We start from the raw sequence: 17,784 nt of genomic DNA on the forward strand, positions 1-17,784 counted from the left end.
AATAGGATGAAGACAACGAAATCCAATTATTTTGGTGATGATCGTCATGGTTGAACCTCAATTCTAGCCTGAACTGAGGACCATGATTTCAAAATCCCACCCTTCTGTCCGACGGAGGATCCTATCCATCTTGGTCCGGAAAAATTCAGCTGGAGGCGATTCTCTCCCTAACTTGATCGCCCTGTGTCCATGGTTTGTCTGAATGCCTGGAAACAAAAAAACCACTGGGCGGACCCAGTGGTTTTCTTGAGATTAATGATCCGAAGATCGAGGAATTAAGCAACGAGGAGTTCGTCTTCGCACTCTTCCTTGTCGCACTTCTTGCCTTTACCAGCGAGTGCAGGCTCTTCACCAGCTTCGTCCTTGTCGCACTTCTTGCCCTTGCCGGCGAGTGCAGGCTCTTCACCAGCTTCGTCCTTGTCGCACTTCTTGCACTTGTCAGCGAGAGCAGGGTCTTCACCAGCTTCGTCCTTGTCGCACTTCTTGCCTTTGCCAGCGAGTGCAGGCTCTTCACCAGCTTCGTCCTTGTCGCACTTCTTGCACTTGTCAGCGAGAGCGGGCTCTTCACCAGCTTCGTCCTTGTCGCACTTCTTGCCCTTGCCAGCGAGTGCAGGCTCTTCACCGGCTTCGTCCTTGTCGCACTTCTTGCACTTGTCAGCGAGAGCAGGCTCCTCACCGGCTTCATCCTTGTCGCACTTCTTGCACTTTTCAGCGACCAGGACTTCTTCCTTGTCAGCATCCTTCTTGTGCTTGTCGCACTTGTCGCAGGCGAAGGCCAAAGGAGCGCAAAGTCCGGCCATGATGAGGGATTTGAGAATCAGTTTCATAGGTTGGTTTCGTTGGTTGGTATGATGGTTCAAGGGCAAGTAGCCCGATGTATGAACAGTTCAGGGATAGAATTGTTCCCAAAAAAGTCCAAATAATTCCGGGATTCGGGAAGTTTTTTCGTGAATTCCTGATTTTGAGCGACTTGAGCGGCCCTAATCAACGAGTTCAGGATAGTATTTCGAAGCCAAAGTACTGGTCATTTCGAGAATATCAAGGCTCAGCGGGGTTTGCAGCGCCTCTTCCGCCATGGCACTGCATTCCGCGTGGCTCAGCGCCCGGATCGCGCGACGCACCCGCGGGACCTGATGCGGACCGACCGACAGTTCTTCCACGCCAAGCCCGAGAAGCAGCGGGGTGAGGAGGATGTCGCCGGCCATTTCTCCGCAGACTCCGGTCCAGATGCCATTGGCGGTTCCCGCGTCGATGGTCCGCTTGATCAAGCGGATGACGGCTGGATGGGTCGGACGATAGAGATCGGCCACGTGGTGGTTCACGCGGTCGACGGCGACGGTGTACTGGATGAGATCATTGGTGCCGATAGAAAAGAAGTCGACTTCGGGGGCGATCAGATCGGCGATCACGGCGGCGGAAGGCACCTCGATCATCACGCCGGTTTCCAGGTTTTCGTCGAAAGGAATGTCCTGGCTGGCGAGTTCGTCCATGCACTCCTTGATCATGTCCTTGCCGCGGCGGACCTCTTTGATTCCGGAGACCAGCGGGAACATGACGGCGACCCGGCCGTGGGCGCTGGCCCGAAGAATCGCGCGCAGTTGCTCCTTGAACATGTCCGGACGGTCGAGCGAAACGCGGATGCCGCGCCAGCCGAGGAAGGGATTCGGTTCGGGCTCTGTTAGAGGCTCGATGGGAAGCTTGTCGCCGCCGGCATCCAGGGTGCGGATAATCAGCGGGTGGGGTGCGAGCGCCTGGGCGAGACGGGTGTAGGTTTCGGTCTGCTGGTTCTCTCCGGGAAGTTCCTCTCCATTGAGAAGAAGAAACTCGGTTCGATAAAGGCCGATGCCTTTGGCACCGCTGTTTTGAACCAGGGGAAGTTCCTCAACCAACTCGATGTTGGCCGAAAGCGTGATCGCGCGTCCATCGCTGGTGATCGCGGCGTCGTCACGCTGCGCTTCCAGCTCATGACGGACCCGGTCCTTTTCCTTCTTGAGTTCGGAATAGTGATGAAGGGTTTCTTCCGTGGGGTCGAGAATCAGCTTCCCGGAATAGCCATCGAGAATCGCGGGCGTGAGGGCCTTGACCGCGAGAACGGCACCCTCGATGCCGACGACGGCAGGGATGCCTAGCGAGCGGGCGAGGATGGCGGTGTGGGAGTTGACGCTGCCGAGTTCGGTGGCGAATCCGAGCAGGAGTTGGCGGTTCATCGCCGCCGTGTCCGAGGGCGAGAGATCGTAAGCGACGAGCACGTGCTGCTCCTGGGGGGCGCTGTCGCGTTGGTCTTCCTGAGAAAAATTTCTCAGGACGCGTTGGCAGACGTCTTCGATATCGGCGGTGCGTTCACGGAGATAGGGGTCCGGCACGCGGCGCATCGCCTCGAGGAAATTCTGGGCGACAGCGTAAAGCGCGAACTCGGCATTCTGGCCGCGGTTGGCGATGGCTTCGTTGACTTTATCGACGATGGCCCGGTCCTCGAGCATCATCAGGTGAGCTTCAAAAATCTGGCTGTCTTTCTCGCCGGATATGGACTCGATCCGCTTCTGAAGCTCGGTGAGTTGTTCCTTGGTGCGCTCAAGCGCGGCGCTGAATCGCTGCTTCTCGAATTCGACATCCGTGATGCGGTATACTTCCGGTGCATTGAAGCCTCGGGCGACGACATGGATCGGGGCGATGCCGATGCCCCGAGAGACGGGGATACCCTGCAGGGTGATTTCCCCGGAAGTATTTGGCCTGACTGAATCCATGAACGGGGAGAAGCGTGAGGACGGCAGGACGAATAGGGAAGGGCGAATTCTGGCCGTATGGGAACAGTTTTGTAGTAGCCAAGATCAGGCGACAACCCGCACTAGGTGCCCGATCATGCGGAACTCGGGGAAAGGAGGCTGAAAACGCGCCTGAGGGGAACAGCATCCAGCAGCTCAATCCTTGCCAGCGATGCAAGAATACGCTGCAAAAAATCGAGATGAGGCTGGGCGCTCGGCTCCAGCCGGGATTCTCAAATCAATCCGCCAGTCGTAAAGTGGGGATGAGCTGCGACTTAATCTTCCTCGAACTTCCGCTCGATGAGATCGGTCAGCGCTTCGAGGGCCGCGTCTTCGTCTTCGCCTTCGGCAGCGACGATGATGACGGAGCCATTGCCGGCGGCGAGCATCATCAGTCCCATGATGCTCTTCCCGTCGACTTCCTCGCCGTCCTTCTCGACACGGATTTCGGAGGTGAATTTGCTCGCCGTTTTGACGAACTGGGCAGCGGGCCTGGCATGGATGCCAAGCTTGTTTAGAATGGTGAGTTCACGTTGAGCCATCGTTTGAGGGGCCCTCAGGCCGGGCGGACTCTAGGAAGCACGGGGGCGGCCGTCGATGGGTTTTTTTCGTCTTTCTCGACGAATTGATAATCAGGCGTTTCCCATGTGGCGCATCAGGCGGTCATTGAACTCATCGGCCATGTTGTAGCCGAGACGGCGGAGTTGCTGGTCCAGAGCGGCAATCGCGACCATGCGGGCGGTATCGCGGCCGGGAGCGACGGGGATTTCGACCAAGGGGACACTCTGACCGTGAATTTCAAAGGACTTCGGCTGGAGGCCCAGGCGGTCGACGTCGTTCTGATCGGCGTGCGGAGTGAGGTTGACGACGAGGTCGAGACGTTTCTCCGGCCGGATCGATGCGAGGCCGAAGAGGTTGGCGACGTTGACGATGCCGATGCCCCGGATTTCGATGTATCCGCGGGAAAGGGCCGGGGCGCTGGCGGTGAGTTCGCCATTTGCCCAGCGCACACGGACCATGTCATCGGCGACGAGGGCAGCACCGCGTTCCAGCATGCCGATGGCGGTTTCGCTCTTGCCGCTCCCGCTTTTTCCCATGATCAGGACACCGATGCCACGCATGTCGATCATGCAGCCATGAAGAGTGGTCGAGGGGGCAAACTCTCCCTCCAGCTTGAGGGTGGCAAGGTTGAGGAACTTCATCGTCACCAGCTTGGTGGTAAACACCGGGATGGCATGCTTCGCGGCGATGGGCAGGAGATGCTGGGGGAACTCAATGCCGCGGGCAACGACGATCGCCGGGATGTCGCGTTCGCACATGCGTAGAAACCGTTCTTCACGCATCGCGGGAGTCAGCTTCTTGAGATAGGACATTTCGGAGTTGCCGAGGACCTGGATGCGCTTTTTGGCGAAATAGGAAAAGAATCCGGCGAGAGCGAGACCGGGACGGTTGGGGGCGGGCTCGCTGATGGGGTGGTCGAAGCCCTGCTGCTTGCTGAGGAGCTTCATCGATAGCTCTTCACCATGACGTTCGAAAAATTCGCCGATGGGGACGGAGGTGGTTTGTTTGACCCGAGGAGGCATGGCGAAAATGAACCATGAATGGCGCGAAATAGACGAATCTTTTCGCAGGGGGTGGGGGTTGACATTCGATGGCCTGTAACCGAGCCAGTGGGGCGCATGAGCAAGCCATCATTAAAACACCCGGTTGGCCGGGTTCGCTGGGTCGGCATGGCCGAGGGGATCTCCTATATCGCCCTGTTGGGAATCGCGATGCCCCTGAAATACATGGCCGACATGCCGATGGCCGTGAAAATCACAGGCTCGGCCCATGGCGGCCTGTTCGTGCTGTTGATGCTGGTGACGGCCGGAGCCTGGGGCTCGAAGGCGCTTTCGACAAAGGATTCCGCTCTGGTGGTGCTGGCTTCGCTGCTGCCCTTCGGACCGTTTTTGATCGACCGCCGACTGGCGAAGGATGAGGCGGGCGATTGACACGGAGGCGTTTTGAGTAGATGGCTGCGCCGTCCATGAAACTCCGGACCCTCACCAAACTAGCCGCCGCCACGCTCGTCCTGGCCGCGCCCGCCTCCCTGTATGCCGCTGATGCGGAAGAAGGGAAACCTGCCAAAACCATGCCAGAAACACCATCCGACGTAGCCGCCGCGCCCGCAGACGCCCTCACAACTGAGAGCGGTCTGAAACACAAACTTCTGACCGAAGGAAAGGGTAAAACCAAGCCTACGGCCACGGATACGGTCACGGTGCACTACTCGGGCTGGACGACGGATGGAAAACTTTTCGACTCCTCCGTGGAGCGTGGTGAGCCGACGAGCTTCCCGCTGAGCGGGGTGATCAAGGGCTGGACCGAAGGTCTTCAGCTGATGGTCGAGGGCGAGAAACGCCGCTTCTGGATCCCTGCGGATCTTGCCTACGGTGAGAATCCCGGCGGTGGTCGGCCCGGCGGTCTGCTCGTTTTCGATGTGGAACTCATCTCCATCAAGGAGGCACCGAAACCCCCTGAAGGAACCGAGAAGAGCGAAAAGGGTGTGGCTTACAAGGTCACCAAAAAGGGTGAAGGCAGCGACAAACCAGGCGCGGATGATGTGGTGACATTCCACATGACTGCCAAGAGCATGGAAGGTCAGACACTTCAGGACACCCGCTCGGCTCCGACTCCTCCCAGCGTCCCGCTCAATGGTCCGGGACTTCCTCCCGAACTTGCCGAGGCACTCGGTGACATGGTCGCAGGTGAACAGCGCACTTGCTGGTTGCCTGAGCCGCGGGTCCCCGGTGGATTCGTCGTCGCAGAACTTGAGCTGATTTCCTTCAAGAAGGCTCCTCCAGCACCTCCTGTTCCCGAGGATGTCGGCGCGGTGCCTGCGGATGCGGTGAAGACCGATAGCGGTCTCGCTTCAAAGGTCATCAAGGCAGCGGAAGGCGAAAAGCCAAAAGCCACCGACACTGTCAGCGTGCACTACACCGGTTGGACGCTCGACGGAAAGATGTTCGACAGCTCCGTGACCCGTGGTGAGCCGACTCAGTTCCCACTCAATCAGGTGATCAAGGGTTGGACCGAAGGTGTCCAGCTGATGAACGTCGGTGAAAAGCGCCGCTTCTGGATCCCGGCAGACCTCGCCTATGGTGAGAACCCCCAGGGTGGTGCACCGGGCGGCATGCTCGTGTTCGACATCGAGTTGCTTGAGATCGTCCGCTAAGGCCGACACCCAAGTCGTTTGTTAGATCGCCATGAAGTCAGGAATCGTTCGGCTATTGCTGCTGGCATTCCCGACTCTCATGGCGTCTTGCGGGCTCCACTTTCCGAAGGTGGAGTCGCAGCGGGTCGAAATGGCGACCCGTGCGGAACCGGTGACGCTGGCCGATGAGCCGGGGGCGCCCGACGTCCCGGTGGTGATGTTTGCGGACAAGCTGCACACCGGTCTGATTTTGAAACTCGCCTGGCTGAAAAGGCATGGATTTGTTCCCCCTCCGGAAATTGGCGAGCACGAGCATGTGGTCTTCAGCTGGGGTGACGAGACCGCCTACGTGCAGGAACGCTGGCTGACTCCCTATCAAGTCGTCGATGCGCTCTTCCTGCCGTCGGACTCGGTGATGGAAATCATTCCTGCGGACTGGAATATCCCCGAAGTGATGCCGACCCAGCGCCTCTATCAGGGCTTCGCCAGAGAAGCCTCAGGAGCCGAGCTCGCGGCTTTCCTGAATCACTGCTCTGTTAGAAATGAAGAAGGCCGGCCAATCACGGTCGCCAAGTCGAGCTGGGGTGAGGGCCTGCTGGTCCAATCACCGCACCCCTACTATTTCCCCCGAATTTGCAACATCTGGACGGTCGATGCGCTGCGTGCGGCGGGCTTCAAGATTGGCGGCCTCAGAGGACTGACGGCTGACGGTCTGGTCCGCCAGGTGACAAGCCCGGACAACGGTTTCCAGCAAATCTGGGCACCCGAGTGGCAAATGGGCGAGACCTTGCCGTGAAGCGGGCAGCTGAGTCAATCTCGGGATTGGCCCAAGGTCGCAAGCTGAGGCAAACTTAGAACGGTCTGGCCCAAAGGTGGCCGCCTCTGGGCTCATCGTGAATTCGAGGAATCGGTAGGGCTGTCATACAAATAAAGTTGCCATACAGATTTGACTGTGTAGTTTTCCGCTCCGTGACCGATTGTCGGCAATCGACCGATGATCAGGTCCGACTTTAGCAATCAAACCCTATTCAAACGAAGCAAATGAAGAACCTCTCACTTGGTCTCTCAATCGTATCCCTCGGGCTGGCGAATACCGCTCAGGCAGCGATCCTCTACACGGAAAATTTCGACTCACTCGTCGATCAGGCGCCCTTGGTGGCTTCCGATGGCAATGCCTCGGTCAGTTTCGCCGCCAATGCCACGATCGGCGATACCAATGCAGTCGGGGACGCCGCGTCCGGCGGCATCTACATGAGCACCGGTGCGGTTAGTGGCCTTTCCACACGGAACGGCATCCGCGGCTACACCACGGTGGCGCATCCGAACTTCACCACAGGATCGGGATCCGTCGGCCAAATCCATACCCACACTGCCGGCGGTTATGGCGTCATTTCCACCGGGCCGATCGTGAATGTGGGAAGTTTGAACAATCAGCCTTCACCCATCGTTCTAACTTCCCCCGCAGCGGGCGACGTGATCCGGGTCACCTTCGACATGTATGTCCAGGCTGCCAGAGTCACGGGCACGGACGATTTGGCCGTTAACTGGAACCTGAAGGACAGCGCCTTCAACGTGATTGCCTTTTCGGATACCTGGGACGACTACAAGAACGCCGTGGACGGCGAGCTGATCGCCGTTCAGAAGGATCTGCTCATCACCTCGGACATGATCACGGCGGGGCTAGACTCAATCGGTCCCCAGTTCACCTTCGGAAACGCTTCGGGTCAGATCGCGCTCAATACCGCATTCGCTCAGGTCGACAACTTTCAGATCGAACACATCGCCGTCCCCGAGCCCAGCTCCATGACCCTTGTCGGTCTTGGACTTTTCGGCCTGGCAGCCCGCCGCCGCCGATGAGTTCTTCCGCCCTGACTTGAACCAAGTCCGATGACGAGACCCTCTGCTTTCCAAAAGCAGGGGGTTTTTCGGTCTCCACGGGGGAGCGGAGAATGCCCGAAACGTTTGTCACAAGGTGGCGAAACCAATGACCTCGATAGATTGAGCGCTCGGCGACGGTATGATCGGAAATCCAATCTGAAGATTGTATTCAATCGATTACTGCCTAGAATGGTTGGGAAGTTCTTTCGTCGCCATGCGCTGTTTATTCTTGCTCCCGAAAATTTTCAGCCTCGCCGCTCTGCTGTTTCTAACGGCCGAATTGCGGGCGGATACGGAGAGCAGCGAGCGGGGTTTTTCCCTCAAGGTTCTGCCGCTGCTTCAGGAAAAGTGCCTTGCCTGCCATGGCGAGGACCCTGAGAAAATCAAGGGAGACCTCAATTTGATGACGCGCGAGGGGATGCTGCGTGGGGGTGAGTCGGGAAGGCCGGTGCTGGTGCCGGGGAATGCGGAGACGAGCACGCTCTATCAGGCGGTGACCTGGCAGGATGAGGACCTGGAGATGCCGCCCAAGGAAAATGACCGGCTGAACCCGCAGCAGGTCGAGTGGATCAAGCAGTGGATCGATGGCGGCGCGCCGTGGCCGGACGAAGCGACTCAGAGGAGCTATCAGAAGGCAGAGCGAGCGAACAAGGAGAACGAGGACGGGGTGATCGTGGACCACAGCGGAGGTCAGGCGGATGCCTGGACGTATCGACGCTACCAGGCGGAGGACCTCTGGGCTTTTCAGCCAGTGATAAAGCTGGCGCTTCCGGGTGAGCAGGGGAATCCCATCGATGGATTCATCTCTGAAAAGCTGGCGGCAGCAGGCTTTGAGATGGCTCCCGAGGCGGATGCCCTAACGATGATTCGCCGCGCGACTTACGATCTAACAGGCCTTCCACCCACGCCCGGGGAAATCGGGCGATTCCAGGAAGCGTGGGAGAAGGATTCTGACGCAGCTCTGGAGCATTTGGTTGATCGGCTCCTGGCGAGTCCGCATTACGGAGAGCGCTGGGCGCAGCACTGGCTGGATGTGGCACGCTATGCCGATACCGGTGGCTACTCGAACGATTGGGAACGCTCTAACATGTGGCGCTACCGCGACTACGTGATCCGCTCATTCAATAAGGACAAGCCCTATGATGAGTTCATCCTGGAGCAGTTGGCAGGCGACGAACTGGCGGATGCGCTTGTGGCGGAGCGTGGGGCAGACGTTCATCAAGTCCGACTGAACGGCGATTACCGCGCTGAGGAAAGTGAACTGCTGATCGCGACGGGCTTTCTGAGAATGGGGGGCTGGGACACGGCGATGATCAAGGAACCCGAAGCCCGGCAGATCTATCTGGATGATGTGGTGAATTCCGTGGGGCAGACCTTTCTCGCCACGACCATGCGTTGCTTCAAATGCCACGATCACAAGTTCGATCCTCTGCCGACGCGGGACTACTACCGCATGTATGCCGCCTTTGCCGGCACCCAGCTGGCCGAACGCAAGGCTCCGTTTCTTGCCGAGGAGAATCGGGCGAATTTCAAGAGCGAACGCGAGCTGGTCGAGCGATTGCTGAGCTTCGCTGAGAGCGGGACGAAGGAGATCAAGGCCAAGCAGGAAGAGGCCGCGAAAAAGTGGTACTCCGAAAATCATCTCACTTATCTCACCGAGGCGCAACGGAATGGCCTCCCTGATGAAATGAAACCACCACGCCATGTCGGCCTGGACTACGTGGAACAAGGACTCCTCAAGGTGCGCGAACAGGACGAGTGGATCTGGACCCGGCGATTGGAGCGATTTGAGCCGATGGTTCAAAGCGTCTACAACGGGCAACGAAGCAACGCGTCGGGCAAGGGGGCGCGGAAGTTGCGAATGCCCAGGAAAATCGACGAGGTATGGAGACCGAGCAATTTCGTGCTGAACGGGGGAGCGCTGGAAGCCGAAGGCGAGCCCGTGGCCCCGGGAGTCCTGAGCGTCATCGGGCTCCCGGTGGAGGGGGCTTCCCGCGAAGAACCATACCTGCTCCCGGATGACCTGGAAGGCAGACGGCTCAAGTTGGCGAAGTGGATCGCGAACCCGCAGAACCCTCTAACAACCCGATCGATCGTCAACCGCATTTGGCAGCACCACTTTGGCGAAGCAATCGCAGGCAATCCGACGAACTTCGGCGGCAAAGGGAAGAAACCAACTCATCCGGAGTTGCTCGATTGGTTGGCGGCCGACTTTGTCGACGGCGGGTGGAGCTTCAAGCGCATGCACAAGCAAATCATGATGTCGCGTGCCTACCGACAGTCCGGCCGGAACCCGGAGATCGAGGCTTTGAAGAATGCGGATCCCGACAATCGTCTGCTGGCCTATTTTCCTCCACGCCGACTGAACTCGGAGGAGCTGCGTGATAGCTTTCTCGCGGTGACGGGTGAGCTGAACCGCGAGCTTGGTGGTTTGCCGATACGGCCTGAGATCACCATGGAAGTGGCGCTCCAGCCGAGAATGTTGCAGTTCTCACTGGCCCCGGCCTATCAGCCGTCTCCGACTCCCGAGCAAAGAAACCGTCGCACGATCTACGCGTATCGGGTGCGCGGAATGGCGGATCCGTTTCTGGAGATTTTCAATCAACCGAACCCGAACGATGCCTGCGAGGCACGAACAGCGGCCACGGTGACTCCTCAAGTCTTCACCTTGCTCAACAGCAGCATGATGATCGATCGGTCGATGGCTCTTGCCCGTCGGTTAGAAAAGGAGAACCCGACACTCGGCTCGAGAATCGATGCCGCGTTCAAGCTTGGTCTTGGACGATCCGTCACGAGCGCCGAACGGGAACGAATGATGAGATTCGTCGAAGACATGACCGCCTATCACGCGCAGAAAACTCCGGATGCCGTTCAGTACCCGACGAGTATCACCCGCTCCTTGGTCGAAGAGCTATCCGGAAAACCCTTCGAATACGAGGAGATCCTCCCGGTCTTCGAATCCTATCAGCCTGACCTCAAGCCCTCGGAGGTCCCGGCGGAGACCCGCGCGCTCGCCGACTTCTGCTTGCTGATCTTCAACTCAAACGAATTCGTCTACGTCTACTAAGCCATGAGATCACCGATTTGTTCCCGCCCAATCTCCCATGCCGCCAGCCGAAGAGAGTTTCTTTTCGGTCTCGGCGCGTCCTTGGGCTCGGTCGCCTTGAGTGATCTGCTGGCAAAGGAGGCGGCGATGAGTCCACTCGCCGTCAAGCCGCCGATGCACGCGCCCAAAGCAAAGGCCTGCATCATGCTCTTCATGGAAGGCGGACCAAGCCAGGTCGATACCTTCGACCCGAAGCCGATGCTCGACAAACTCCACAAGACGGAGTCGAAAAGCACGAGGGGACTCGAGACTGGTTTCAAATTCTATGTCGGGAGTCCTTTCAAATCCCGCAAGGTCGGCGAATCCGGACTGGAGATGTCTGATCAATGGGTTCATCTCGCCGAGCCGGACGTGGCGGATGAACTATGCAACTACCGCGGCTGCCAGGCCGAGTCCCTCAATCATCCTGAGGCTCTCTTTCACATGAATACCGGAAGCCGTCTCGGGGGCGATCCGGCGCTCGGCTCGTGGGTCAATTACGGCCTGGGCTCGGTGAACCAGAACCTGCCCGGATATGTGGTGATGACGGAGTTGGCCCAGCCTCAGGGCGGCTCGGGAAACTGGAGCAGTGGCTTTCTTCCTGCTCAGTTTCAAGGCACGCCGCTTCGTCCCGAGGGCACTCCCATCCTCGACCTGGCATCACCCGATTTCAAGGACCGCGAGCATCTTCGCCGAACCTTGGATGAATTGAATTTCCTCAATGCCAGGCACGCAGAGTTTCATCCGGAGCATGATTCGCTGGCAGCAAGAATGGAAAACTATGAGCTGGCCTATCGCATGCAGATGGAGGTCCCGGAAGTCACCGACCTCGCCGGCGAACCGGAATACATGCGGGAAATGTACGGCATGAATGATCCGGAGACCGCTGCTTTCGGAAGACAGTGCCTGCTGGCGCGTCGCCTGGTCGAGCAAGGCGTCCGATTCGTGCAGATCTTTTCCGGTGGCTGGGATAGCCATGACTACCTGGAGCGCGGGCACGCGTCCCGCATTCGCAGCGTCGACAAGCCGATGGCCGCACTCATTCGCGACCTGAAAGCCCGCGGCTTGCTCGATGATACCCTGGTGGTCTGGACAGGGGAGTTCGGCCGCACGCCCGACAACAACAAGCGAGGTGGCGTTTATTCCCTGGGGCGCGGACACAATGCCGATGCGATGACGATGCTGTTAGCCGGGGGCGGGGTGAAAAAGGGGGCGATCGTCGGCGCTACGGATGAACTGGGCGCGACGGCGGTGGACTGCGTGCACCCGATCCGTGACCTGCATGTGACGATGCTTCACCTGATGGGACTGGATGACAACAAGCTGACCTACTTCCATGCGGGAAGATTCAAACAGCTGAGTCAGTTCGGAGGAGAACTGATTCCCGAGCTGTTCGCCTGAAAAGCAATCATCCTTTGTCAGCGTGGTGCCTTGGTCGGTCTGGTACAGAATCTTCAGAGCGCGGTCGATGGGGAAGCAGAAATCGGCTCAGGATGGCGGGATGGCGCCAGCGCCATGGCAGGTGAGCAAGAAAAGAGCCTGAAGTCATGCGACTTCAGGCTCAATCAAAAGGCACCGGCCTTGAATTCAGTGCGAAATAACCGAGCAGCCGACATGCGGACCCACGTCACGCGAGAGACGGCACTCCCGTCGCGGGATCGCTGTCCTTGCTGTAATCAACGCCATCCAGACCGAAACCGAAAAGCCGCAGGAAGCTTGAGTCGTAGCCTTCGACGTCGCCGAGCTCACGTAGGTTCTCGGTGTTGACCTCTTTCCAGGCCTTGTCGACTTCAGCCTGCACGTCCGGAGCCATCTCCCAGTCGTCCACACGAATGCGGCCTTTGTCATCAGGCTGCGGATCGGACTTTCCGTAAAGTCGCTCACGGAACAGGCGGTCCATCTGCTCGATGGTGTCTTCGTGCGTGCCCTTGGCCTTCATGACCTTGTAGAGCAGGGAAATGTAGAGCGGCACAACCGGGATCGCCGAGCTGGCCTGGGTGACGAGCGCCTTGTTGACGGAAACCCATGCCTTGCCGTTGAGCGGAGCGAGCTTTTCGTCGAGGGCACGCTGGGATTTTTCGACGTCCTCCTTGGCGGCGCCAATGGTGCCATTGGTGTAGATCGGCCAGGTGACTTCAGGTCCGATGTAGGAGTAGGCGACGGTCTTCACGCCATCCGCGAGCACCCCAGCTTCCTGCAGCGCATCCATCCACATCTCCCAATCCTCACCACCCATAACAGCAACGGTGTGATCGATTTCTTCCTGATTGGCAGGCTCGATGGTGATCTCATCGACGACCTTGGTGCCGGTGTTGAGATTCTTGTTGGTATAGGACTCGCCGATCGGTTTGAGCACCGACTTGTAGGTCTCACCATCACGCGGGTTGGTGCGGCGAGGGGAGGCGAGCGAGTAGACGACGCAGTCGACCTTGCCCATGTCAGCCTTGATCGCCTCGATCACCGTGGCCTTCATTTCATCGGAAAACGCATCGCCATTGAAGGAGCGGGCGTAGAGACCGGCAGCAGCGGCCTCCTTTTCGAAAGCGGCGGTGTTGTACCAGCCCGCGGTGCCGGTGCGGCGTTCGTCGCCGGGCTTTTCAAAGAACACGCCAATGGTGTCGGCCCCGCATCCGAAGGCGGCAGCGATCCGCGAGGAGAGACCGTAACCGGTCGAGGAACCAATCACGAGGACCTTCTTGGGGCCTCCTTCGATGGCTCCGCGCGATTCAACGACGGCGATCTGGTCGGCGACGTGCTTGGCGCAGCCGTCCGGGTGGGAAGTGGTGCAAATAAATCCGCGAATCTTGGGCTCAACGATCATGATTTGAGGAGCCTAGAGGGCAGATTTGGAGGGGGCAAGTGCGGGAATCGGATGCTTCGATCAATGCTCAGGCTGGCGTCTTCGACCTCGAGGATCACCCTGTGCCTCTCCCCAGCCGAGTTCGCGCTGAAAAATGCCGGTGGGCGGAGGGGCGACGGCCACATCTTCCCGATGATGGGACGAGGACAGGACCCTTCAGCAAAAGTAATGCTCCGCAAGGTCCCGGACCTCATTCGCACAACCCCAGGCCACGGTGAAGCCGCCACCACCGTGTCCATAGTTGTGAATGACCGCTTTCCCATCATTGAGCCGCTCAAGCTCCAAGCGAATCACCTTACGACCTGGCCGGAGACCAACCGACGCGCCCATGAACTGACAATCCACAAGAGCGGGAACGATTTCCTGACAGCGTCGGAGAATCTCTTCCGTGTCTTCATCTCGAACCTCGAGCGACCAGTCATTCTCCTGAGCGGTCCCACCCAGAATGATGTCGCGACTCCGAGGAAGCACCAATGTGAACTCGTCCCTCGCCTTGTAAATTCTCGTCGATTCGGTGATCTCGGAAGAAGCCGAAACGCGGATCACCTGTCCACGAATCGAGAAGACTTCCCTGTCGTTGGCGAGCTCTCCCGCTCCAACTCCGGTGCAGTTGATGATCAGATCATACTCAGGGAACAAATCGGTGAAACAGCCGACATCACGTAGCTGAATCCGACCACCCTTCTTCACCACCTCATTTCTGAGAAACGGCATGTAGATCGGAACATCGATCACAGGAAGGATGACGGAAAAGGCTTCAACACAATCAATCCCGTAGTCGTGCCCGTCGATTCGCTCCCACTCGTCAACAAGATGCCGTGCATAGGCGCTGTCATCAGGATCGAGACAAAAGCGTCGATGCCGTTGAAAAGTGACCCCCGTGTGAGCTTGATTCCTGACTGATTTGTAGACTTCGTAAGTCTCCTTGGCCCACTTCGAAACGCGTTCTTCGGGGTAAGCCTTATGCGGCCACCAGTAGGCGCCAGCCGATGTGGAAGTCGTGTTCCAGAACTCATCTTTGGAATGAATATCAACATTGAATCCGGCTTCGAGGAGACGCTCCGCACAGGTAAGACCCATCAAGCCTTGACCAATGACCGCGATTTTCTTGCTCCGGTCGCTCATGAGCCGACTCTAACAAAAATAGCCCCCCACGGAAGTTCGAATGCAAACGCTCGGCGCTACGGCAATCAGACCGCACCCGCGGGAACTTCACCTGTCGGTTCCGTCAGTAGCCGAGCACGGAGCGGATGCACTCCCGGACTACGGGACTTCTAGTAAATCGATCCATCAGCTCCATAAGGACCTCCAGAAGGGAAGAGTAACCCTGGGCGCCAGGTGCTTTGATTTGTAGACGGTTTCATTCTTCTGAGGAACCTGAACATCACGAGAACGCAGTTTTTTTCGGCACAACGTTCGAGGACAGGCGGCGCCGGTGAATTGGGACGGCGCTCAGATCCAAGTTGGAAAGATTGAATCACAAAAACAGAAATTTAACAAATCCGCTGACAGGCGTCGTCCTTATCCGGCTTGTTCGACTTTGCTACTTTGTCGATTGGCCAGTCGCCTCGACGAGGGTTGCTGTAACCACCATCTGAGCACCGCCCTCCATCGCAATTGCTTTCGGTTGCCCGTTCTCAAGCAAATTATCGAGGATGAGCTGTTGAGCCTCGAATCGTATTGCCGCCTCATTATCGTCTGGGGTTGTAGAGCGACGTAGCGTGCTGCTTCCGGAAATGTGAATTCCATCGGGTACAATTTTTGGGTTGAACTCGATAACCACTCCGCAAGGAACGCCGTCTTCTTTGCTCTTCGCCCACGACGGCATGTATTCTCGGATAATCTCGAGCGCCGCTTTCTCCTCTGGTCTTGCAACCACGGTAGGTAGGACGACTGAATCTCCATTCTGGTTCAGGATCTTCTTGGTATCTGAACTCAGGTCAGCAAACCACTTGGCCTCGACACCTTCGTAGCTCACTTCCAGCCTTATCATCACTGGGTTGGCGACCGATGAATTTGCAACGATTACGAATAGGCCAAGTATGGCAGCTAGGGTTTTCATGTTTTTTGTCGAACGTCAGAGTGTAGGCAACCGCGCGCTGGAGTGTCCAGAGCGCAGCGAACTCGCGGCTTTGTCGCGGTTGCCTACCACGGCTTGTTGGCAGTTTGTTTTAGTTCCGGGTGGTCTTCCGTAAGGGCGTCGAGTCGACCTGAAAATCGGTAATCATCGATTCTAAACACATCAAGACACCCCTCGCCTACGCTCGATGGGATTCGTAGCTCGTAGAATCCCGGTGCAGACGAAGCGAGCGTCACCCGCTCGGGCCAGATATCCTGGATCGTCGCTATCATCTCTTTCGGAATCACGACTGACCTTGCTCCCTCATGAACGCTGATCTCGGTCATCAGTCCTCTCGGAGTGTAGTATTCAGTTGGATTTGGGATCCAACCCAAGACAACTCCAACTTCACCCGCGTCCGGTTCGGCACGCTCGAAAACCAAGTTGGCACCTGATGGATGGCTCGCACAGTTGCACAGAATTGCGAGCACGGCCGATGCTTGGAGTGAGCGGATCATATTTTTGCCAACGTCTGAGAAATGGCGGCGCCGTCCCCTTACAGCGCCACTCCGTTTCTCGTTGCTGGATGAAACCACCAAACCGAAAATTCGACAAGGGCGCTGTGAGGCGTCGCCATCTTCGACTTGTTGGCGTTATGGTTGTTCGAGGAGGCTTTTGAGCTCGGGATCAGATTCGGCCAAGCCATCAACCCTCTCTAGAAAGCTCTCTTGTAGAGGAGAAGGTTCTGACGAAATTCCGCGGTAGTAGGTAGCGACCGTTCGTCTCAAAAGCGGGAGCGCGTCCTCAAGGTTGCCATCTCGATGCTTCCTGAGGGCGCTTAGGGCAACCACTGCAGCCATCTCATCCTGCAATTGCACCTCAGCTACCAACTTCTTGGTCTCCCGCAACGTTTCAGGCATTGAAGCATGCATCTGAGCGATCTCCTCTTCAGTAATCAGCCCGGCCTCAATCGCCTCTCGCCAAGCTGCTTCTGTTTTCGCCAGGCGCTCAACCGCTCGGATGAGCTCGTCGTCGGAAAGATCAATTCGAGCACGGAGCTCTTCTAGTGCTCTCATCGCCTCAGATGGCGACTCAACATCCTCTTGTAGTTCTTCGGGACCACAGCCGGCTAGGAACAACAGGCAAGGCCCGATCCAGATTGAAGCAACGCGATGCATATTTCTTCGCCAACGTTAGAGGAATGGCGCGGCGGGGAGAAGGTCGAAATTCAACAAAGCGGCTTATCCGCCGTCGCCATGTCCGGCTTGTTCTGCTGCTTTTTGCTGTCTCGGAAAAAGGCCGTCACGATTGGCCAATCTTCCGGGTGATAGTTCGTCTCACGAAGGTTCAATTCTCGCTTCTTCGGTCGAACGATCCTAATGCCACTCTCTGTTACTGAAATCGCGATATCTCCAAGTTCTGAGGGAATTGTTGCAGTGCCGTAGGCCAGTGAATCTTGCTTAATCGATATCGAGGTTCCAATCGCCCCAATAATATTGCCAATAGCTGCAACTACGACACCGAAGTAGCCATACATACGGATAGACTCGAAAGGAAGTGCAAGTGCGATGATCAACGTGCCGATGATGACGAGTTTGAGCGACCTACTCCGAAAGCGTGGATGCTGACGAATCCTTATTGCATCCAAGGTCTTCATTTCTTTGCAGAACGTCTGAGGCATGGCGCGACGCCCGAACTGAGACGGCGCTCCGTGCCTGATTGAAAGGATTGAATCATGGTGAGGGAATTCAACAAGGCCGCTGTTAGGCGTCGCCTTCGCCGCCTTGTTCGCCTTGTTCGCCTTGTTCGCCTTGTTCGCCTTGTTGAACAGAGCCGCTGCGCGGCAATTTCGTTTGGTGGGTATTGCAGAGGTGAGGCGAAGCCGTCATGGCTCACTAATGCGTAAAAAAGATAATGCACATAAACGACTCGCCTCAGCCACTTGGT

At 57.6% G+C, this 17,784-nt stretch carries 16 protein-coding genes; 6 read left to right on the forward strand and 10 right to left on the reverse strand.

Annotation, left to right across the window (positions count from 1 at the left end; genetic code table 11):
* Positions 1 to 275: 275 nt before the first annotated feature.
* The 4 genes from ACFQY0_RS16945 to hprK form a co-directional block, all read right to left on the reverse strand.
* Positions 276 to 827 (reverse strand): hypothetical protein, encoded by a 552-nt coding sequence (locus ACFQY0_RS16945; RefSeq protein ID WP_379714833.1) that lies wholly within the window; start codon positions 825 to 827, stop codon positions 276 to 278.
* A 153-nt stretch (positions 828 to 980) separates the two neighbouring features.
* Positions 981 to 2,744 (reverse strand): phosphoenolpyruvate--protein phosphotransferase, encoded by a 1,764-nt coding sequence (ptsP, locus tag ACFQY0_RS16950; protein WP_379714835.1) that lies wholly within the window; start codon positions 2,742 to 2,744, stop codon positions 981 to 983.
* A 293-nt stretch (positions 2,745 to 3,037) separates the two neighbouring features.
* Positions 3,038 to 3,304 (reverse strand): HPr family phosphocarrier protein, encoded by a 267-nt coding sequence (locus ACFQY0_RS16955; RefSeq protein WP_379714837.1) that lies wholly within the window; start codon positions 3,302 to 3,304, stop codon positions 3,038 to 3,040.
* Positions 3,305 to 3,394: 90 nt separating this feature from the next.
* The gene (gene hprK, locus ACFQY0_RS16960; protein ID WP_379714839.1) at positions 3,395 to 4,345 is read right to left on the reverse strand and encodes an HPr(Ser) kinase/phosphatase; all 951 of its coding nucleotides are present in this window, start codon (positions 4,343 to 4,345) and stop codon (positions 3,395 to 3,397) included.
* A 96-nt stretch (positions 4,346 to 4,441) separates the two neighbouring features.
* Here hprK and ACFQY0_RS16965 point away from each other — a divergent pair, with 96 nt between their 5' ends.
* The 6 genes from ACFQY0_RS16965 (at position 4,442) to ACFQY0_RS16990 (ending at position 12,319) form a co-directional block, all read left to right on the forward strand.
* Positions 4,442 to 4,753: a DUF3817 domain-containing protein gene (locus tag ACFQY0_RS16965; protein ID WP_379714841.1), complete on the forward strand. Its 312-nt coding sequence runs from the start codon at positions 4,442 to 4,444 to the stop codon at positions 4,751 to 4,753.
* Positions 4,754 to 4,788: 35 nt separating this feature from the next.
* The gene (locus ACFQY0_RS16970; RefSeq protein ID WP_379714843.1) at positions 4,789 to 5,976 is read left to right on the forward strand and encodes an FKBP-type peptidyl-prolyl cis-trans isomerase; all 1,188 of its coding nucleotides are present in this window, start codon (positions 4,789 to 4,791) and stop codon (positions 5,974 to 5,976) included.
* A gap of 31 nt (positions 5,977 to 6,007) precedes the next feature.
* Positions 6,008 to 6,751, forward strand: a complete 744-nt coding sequence (locus ACFQY0_RS16975; protein WP_379714845.1) for a DUF2459 domain-containing protein — start codon at positions 6,008 to 6,010, stop codon at positions 6,749 to 6,751.
* Between the two features lie 245 nt (positions 6,752 to 6,996).
* Complete coding sequence (locus ACFQY0_RS16980; RefSeq protein ID WP_379714847.1) at positions 6,997 to 7,812, forward strand: PEP-CTERM sorting domain-containing protein; 816 nt, start codon at positions 6,997 to 6,999, stop codon at positions 7,810 to 7,812.
* Positions 7,813 to 8,047: 235 nt separating this feature from the next.
* The gene (locus ACFQY0_RS16985; protein WP_379714849.1) at positions 8,048 to 10,900 is read left to right on the forward strand and encodes a PSD1 and planctomycete cytochrome C domain-containing protein; all 2,853 of its coding nucleotides are present in this window, start codon (positions 8,048 to 8,050) and stop codon (positions 10,898 to 10,900) included.
* A gap of 3 nt (positions 10,901 to 10,903) precedes the next feature.
* Entirely contained in the window at positions 10,904 to 12,319 is a 1,416-nt protein-coding gene (locus ACFQY0_RS16990; protein ID WP_379714851.1) for a DUF1501 domain-containing protein, read from the forward strand.
* A gap of 226 nt (positions 12,320 to 12,545) precedes the next feature.
* Here the strand turns inward: ACFQY0_RS16990 and fabV are convergent, their stop codons facing one another.
* The 6 genes from fabV to ACFQY0_RS17020 all read right to left on the reverse strand — a co-directional run bounded on the left by fabV (position 12,546) and on the right by ACFQY0_RS17020 (position 17,726).
* Positions 12,546 to 13,739: an enoyl-ACP reductase FabV gene (fabV, locus tag ACFQY0_RS16995; RefSeq protein ID WP_379714853.1), complete on the reverse strand. Its 1,194-nt coding sequence runs from the start codon at positions 13,737 to 13,739 to the stop codon at positions 12,546 to 12,548.
* Positions 13,740 to 13,934: 195 nt separating this feature from the next.
* The gene (locus tag ACFQY0_RS17000) at positions 13,935 to 14,903 is read right to left on the reverse strand and encodes an FAD-dependent oxidoreductase (RefSeq protein WP_379714855.1); all 969 of its coding nucleotides are present in this window, start codon (positions 14,901 to 14,903) and stop codon (positions 13,935 to 13,937) included.
* 418 nt (positions 14,904 to 15,321) lie between these two features.
* Positions 15,322 to 15,840: a hypothetical protein gene (locus ACFQY0_RS17005; RefSeq protein WP_379714857.1), complete on the reverse strand. Its 519-nt coding sequence runs from the start codon at positions 15,838 to 15,840 to the stop codon at positions 15,322 to 15,324.
* Between the two features lie 650 nt (positions 15,841 to 16,490).
* Entirely contained in the window at positions 16,491 to 17,015 is a 525-nt protein-coding gene (locus ACFQY0_RS17010) for a hypothetical protein (RefSeq protein ID WP_379714859.1), read from the reverse strand.
* 50 nt (positions 17,016 to 17,065) lie between these two features.
* Positions 17,066 to 17,494 (reverse strand): hypothetical protein, encoded by a 429-nt coding sequence (locus ACFQY0_RS17015; RefSeq protein ID WP_379714861.1) that lies wholly within the window; start codon positions 17,492 to 17,494, stop codon positions 17,066 to 17,068.
* Between the two features lie 106 nt (positions 17,495 to 17,600).
* Entirely contained in the window at positions 17,601 to 17,726 is a 126-nt protein-coding gene (locus ACFQY0_RS17020) for a hypothetical protein (protein ID WP_379714863.1), read from the reverse strand.
* Between the last annotated feature and the right edge of the window lie 58 nt (positions 17,727 to 17,784).

Origin of the sequence: Haloferula chungangensis (genome assembly GCF_042664875.1) — a bacterium.
GTDB classification, from domain to species: domain Bacteria; phylum Verrucomicrobiota; class Verrucomicrobiia; order Verrucomicrobiales; family Akkermansiaceae; genus Haloferula; species Haloferula chungangensis.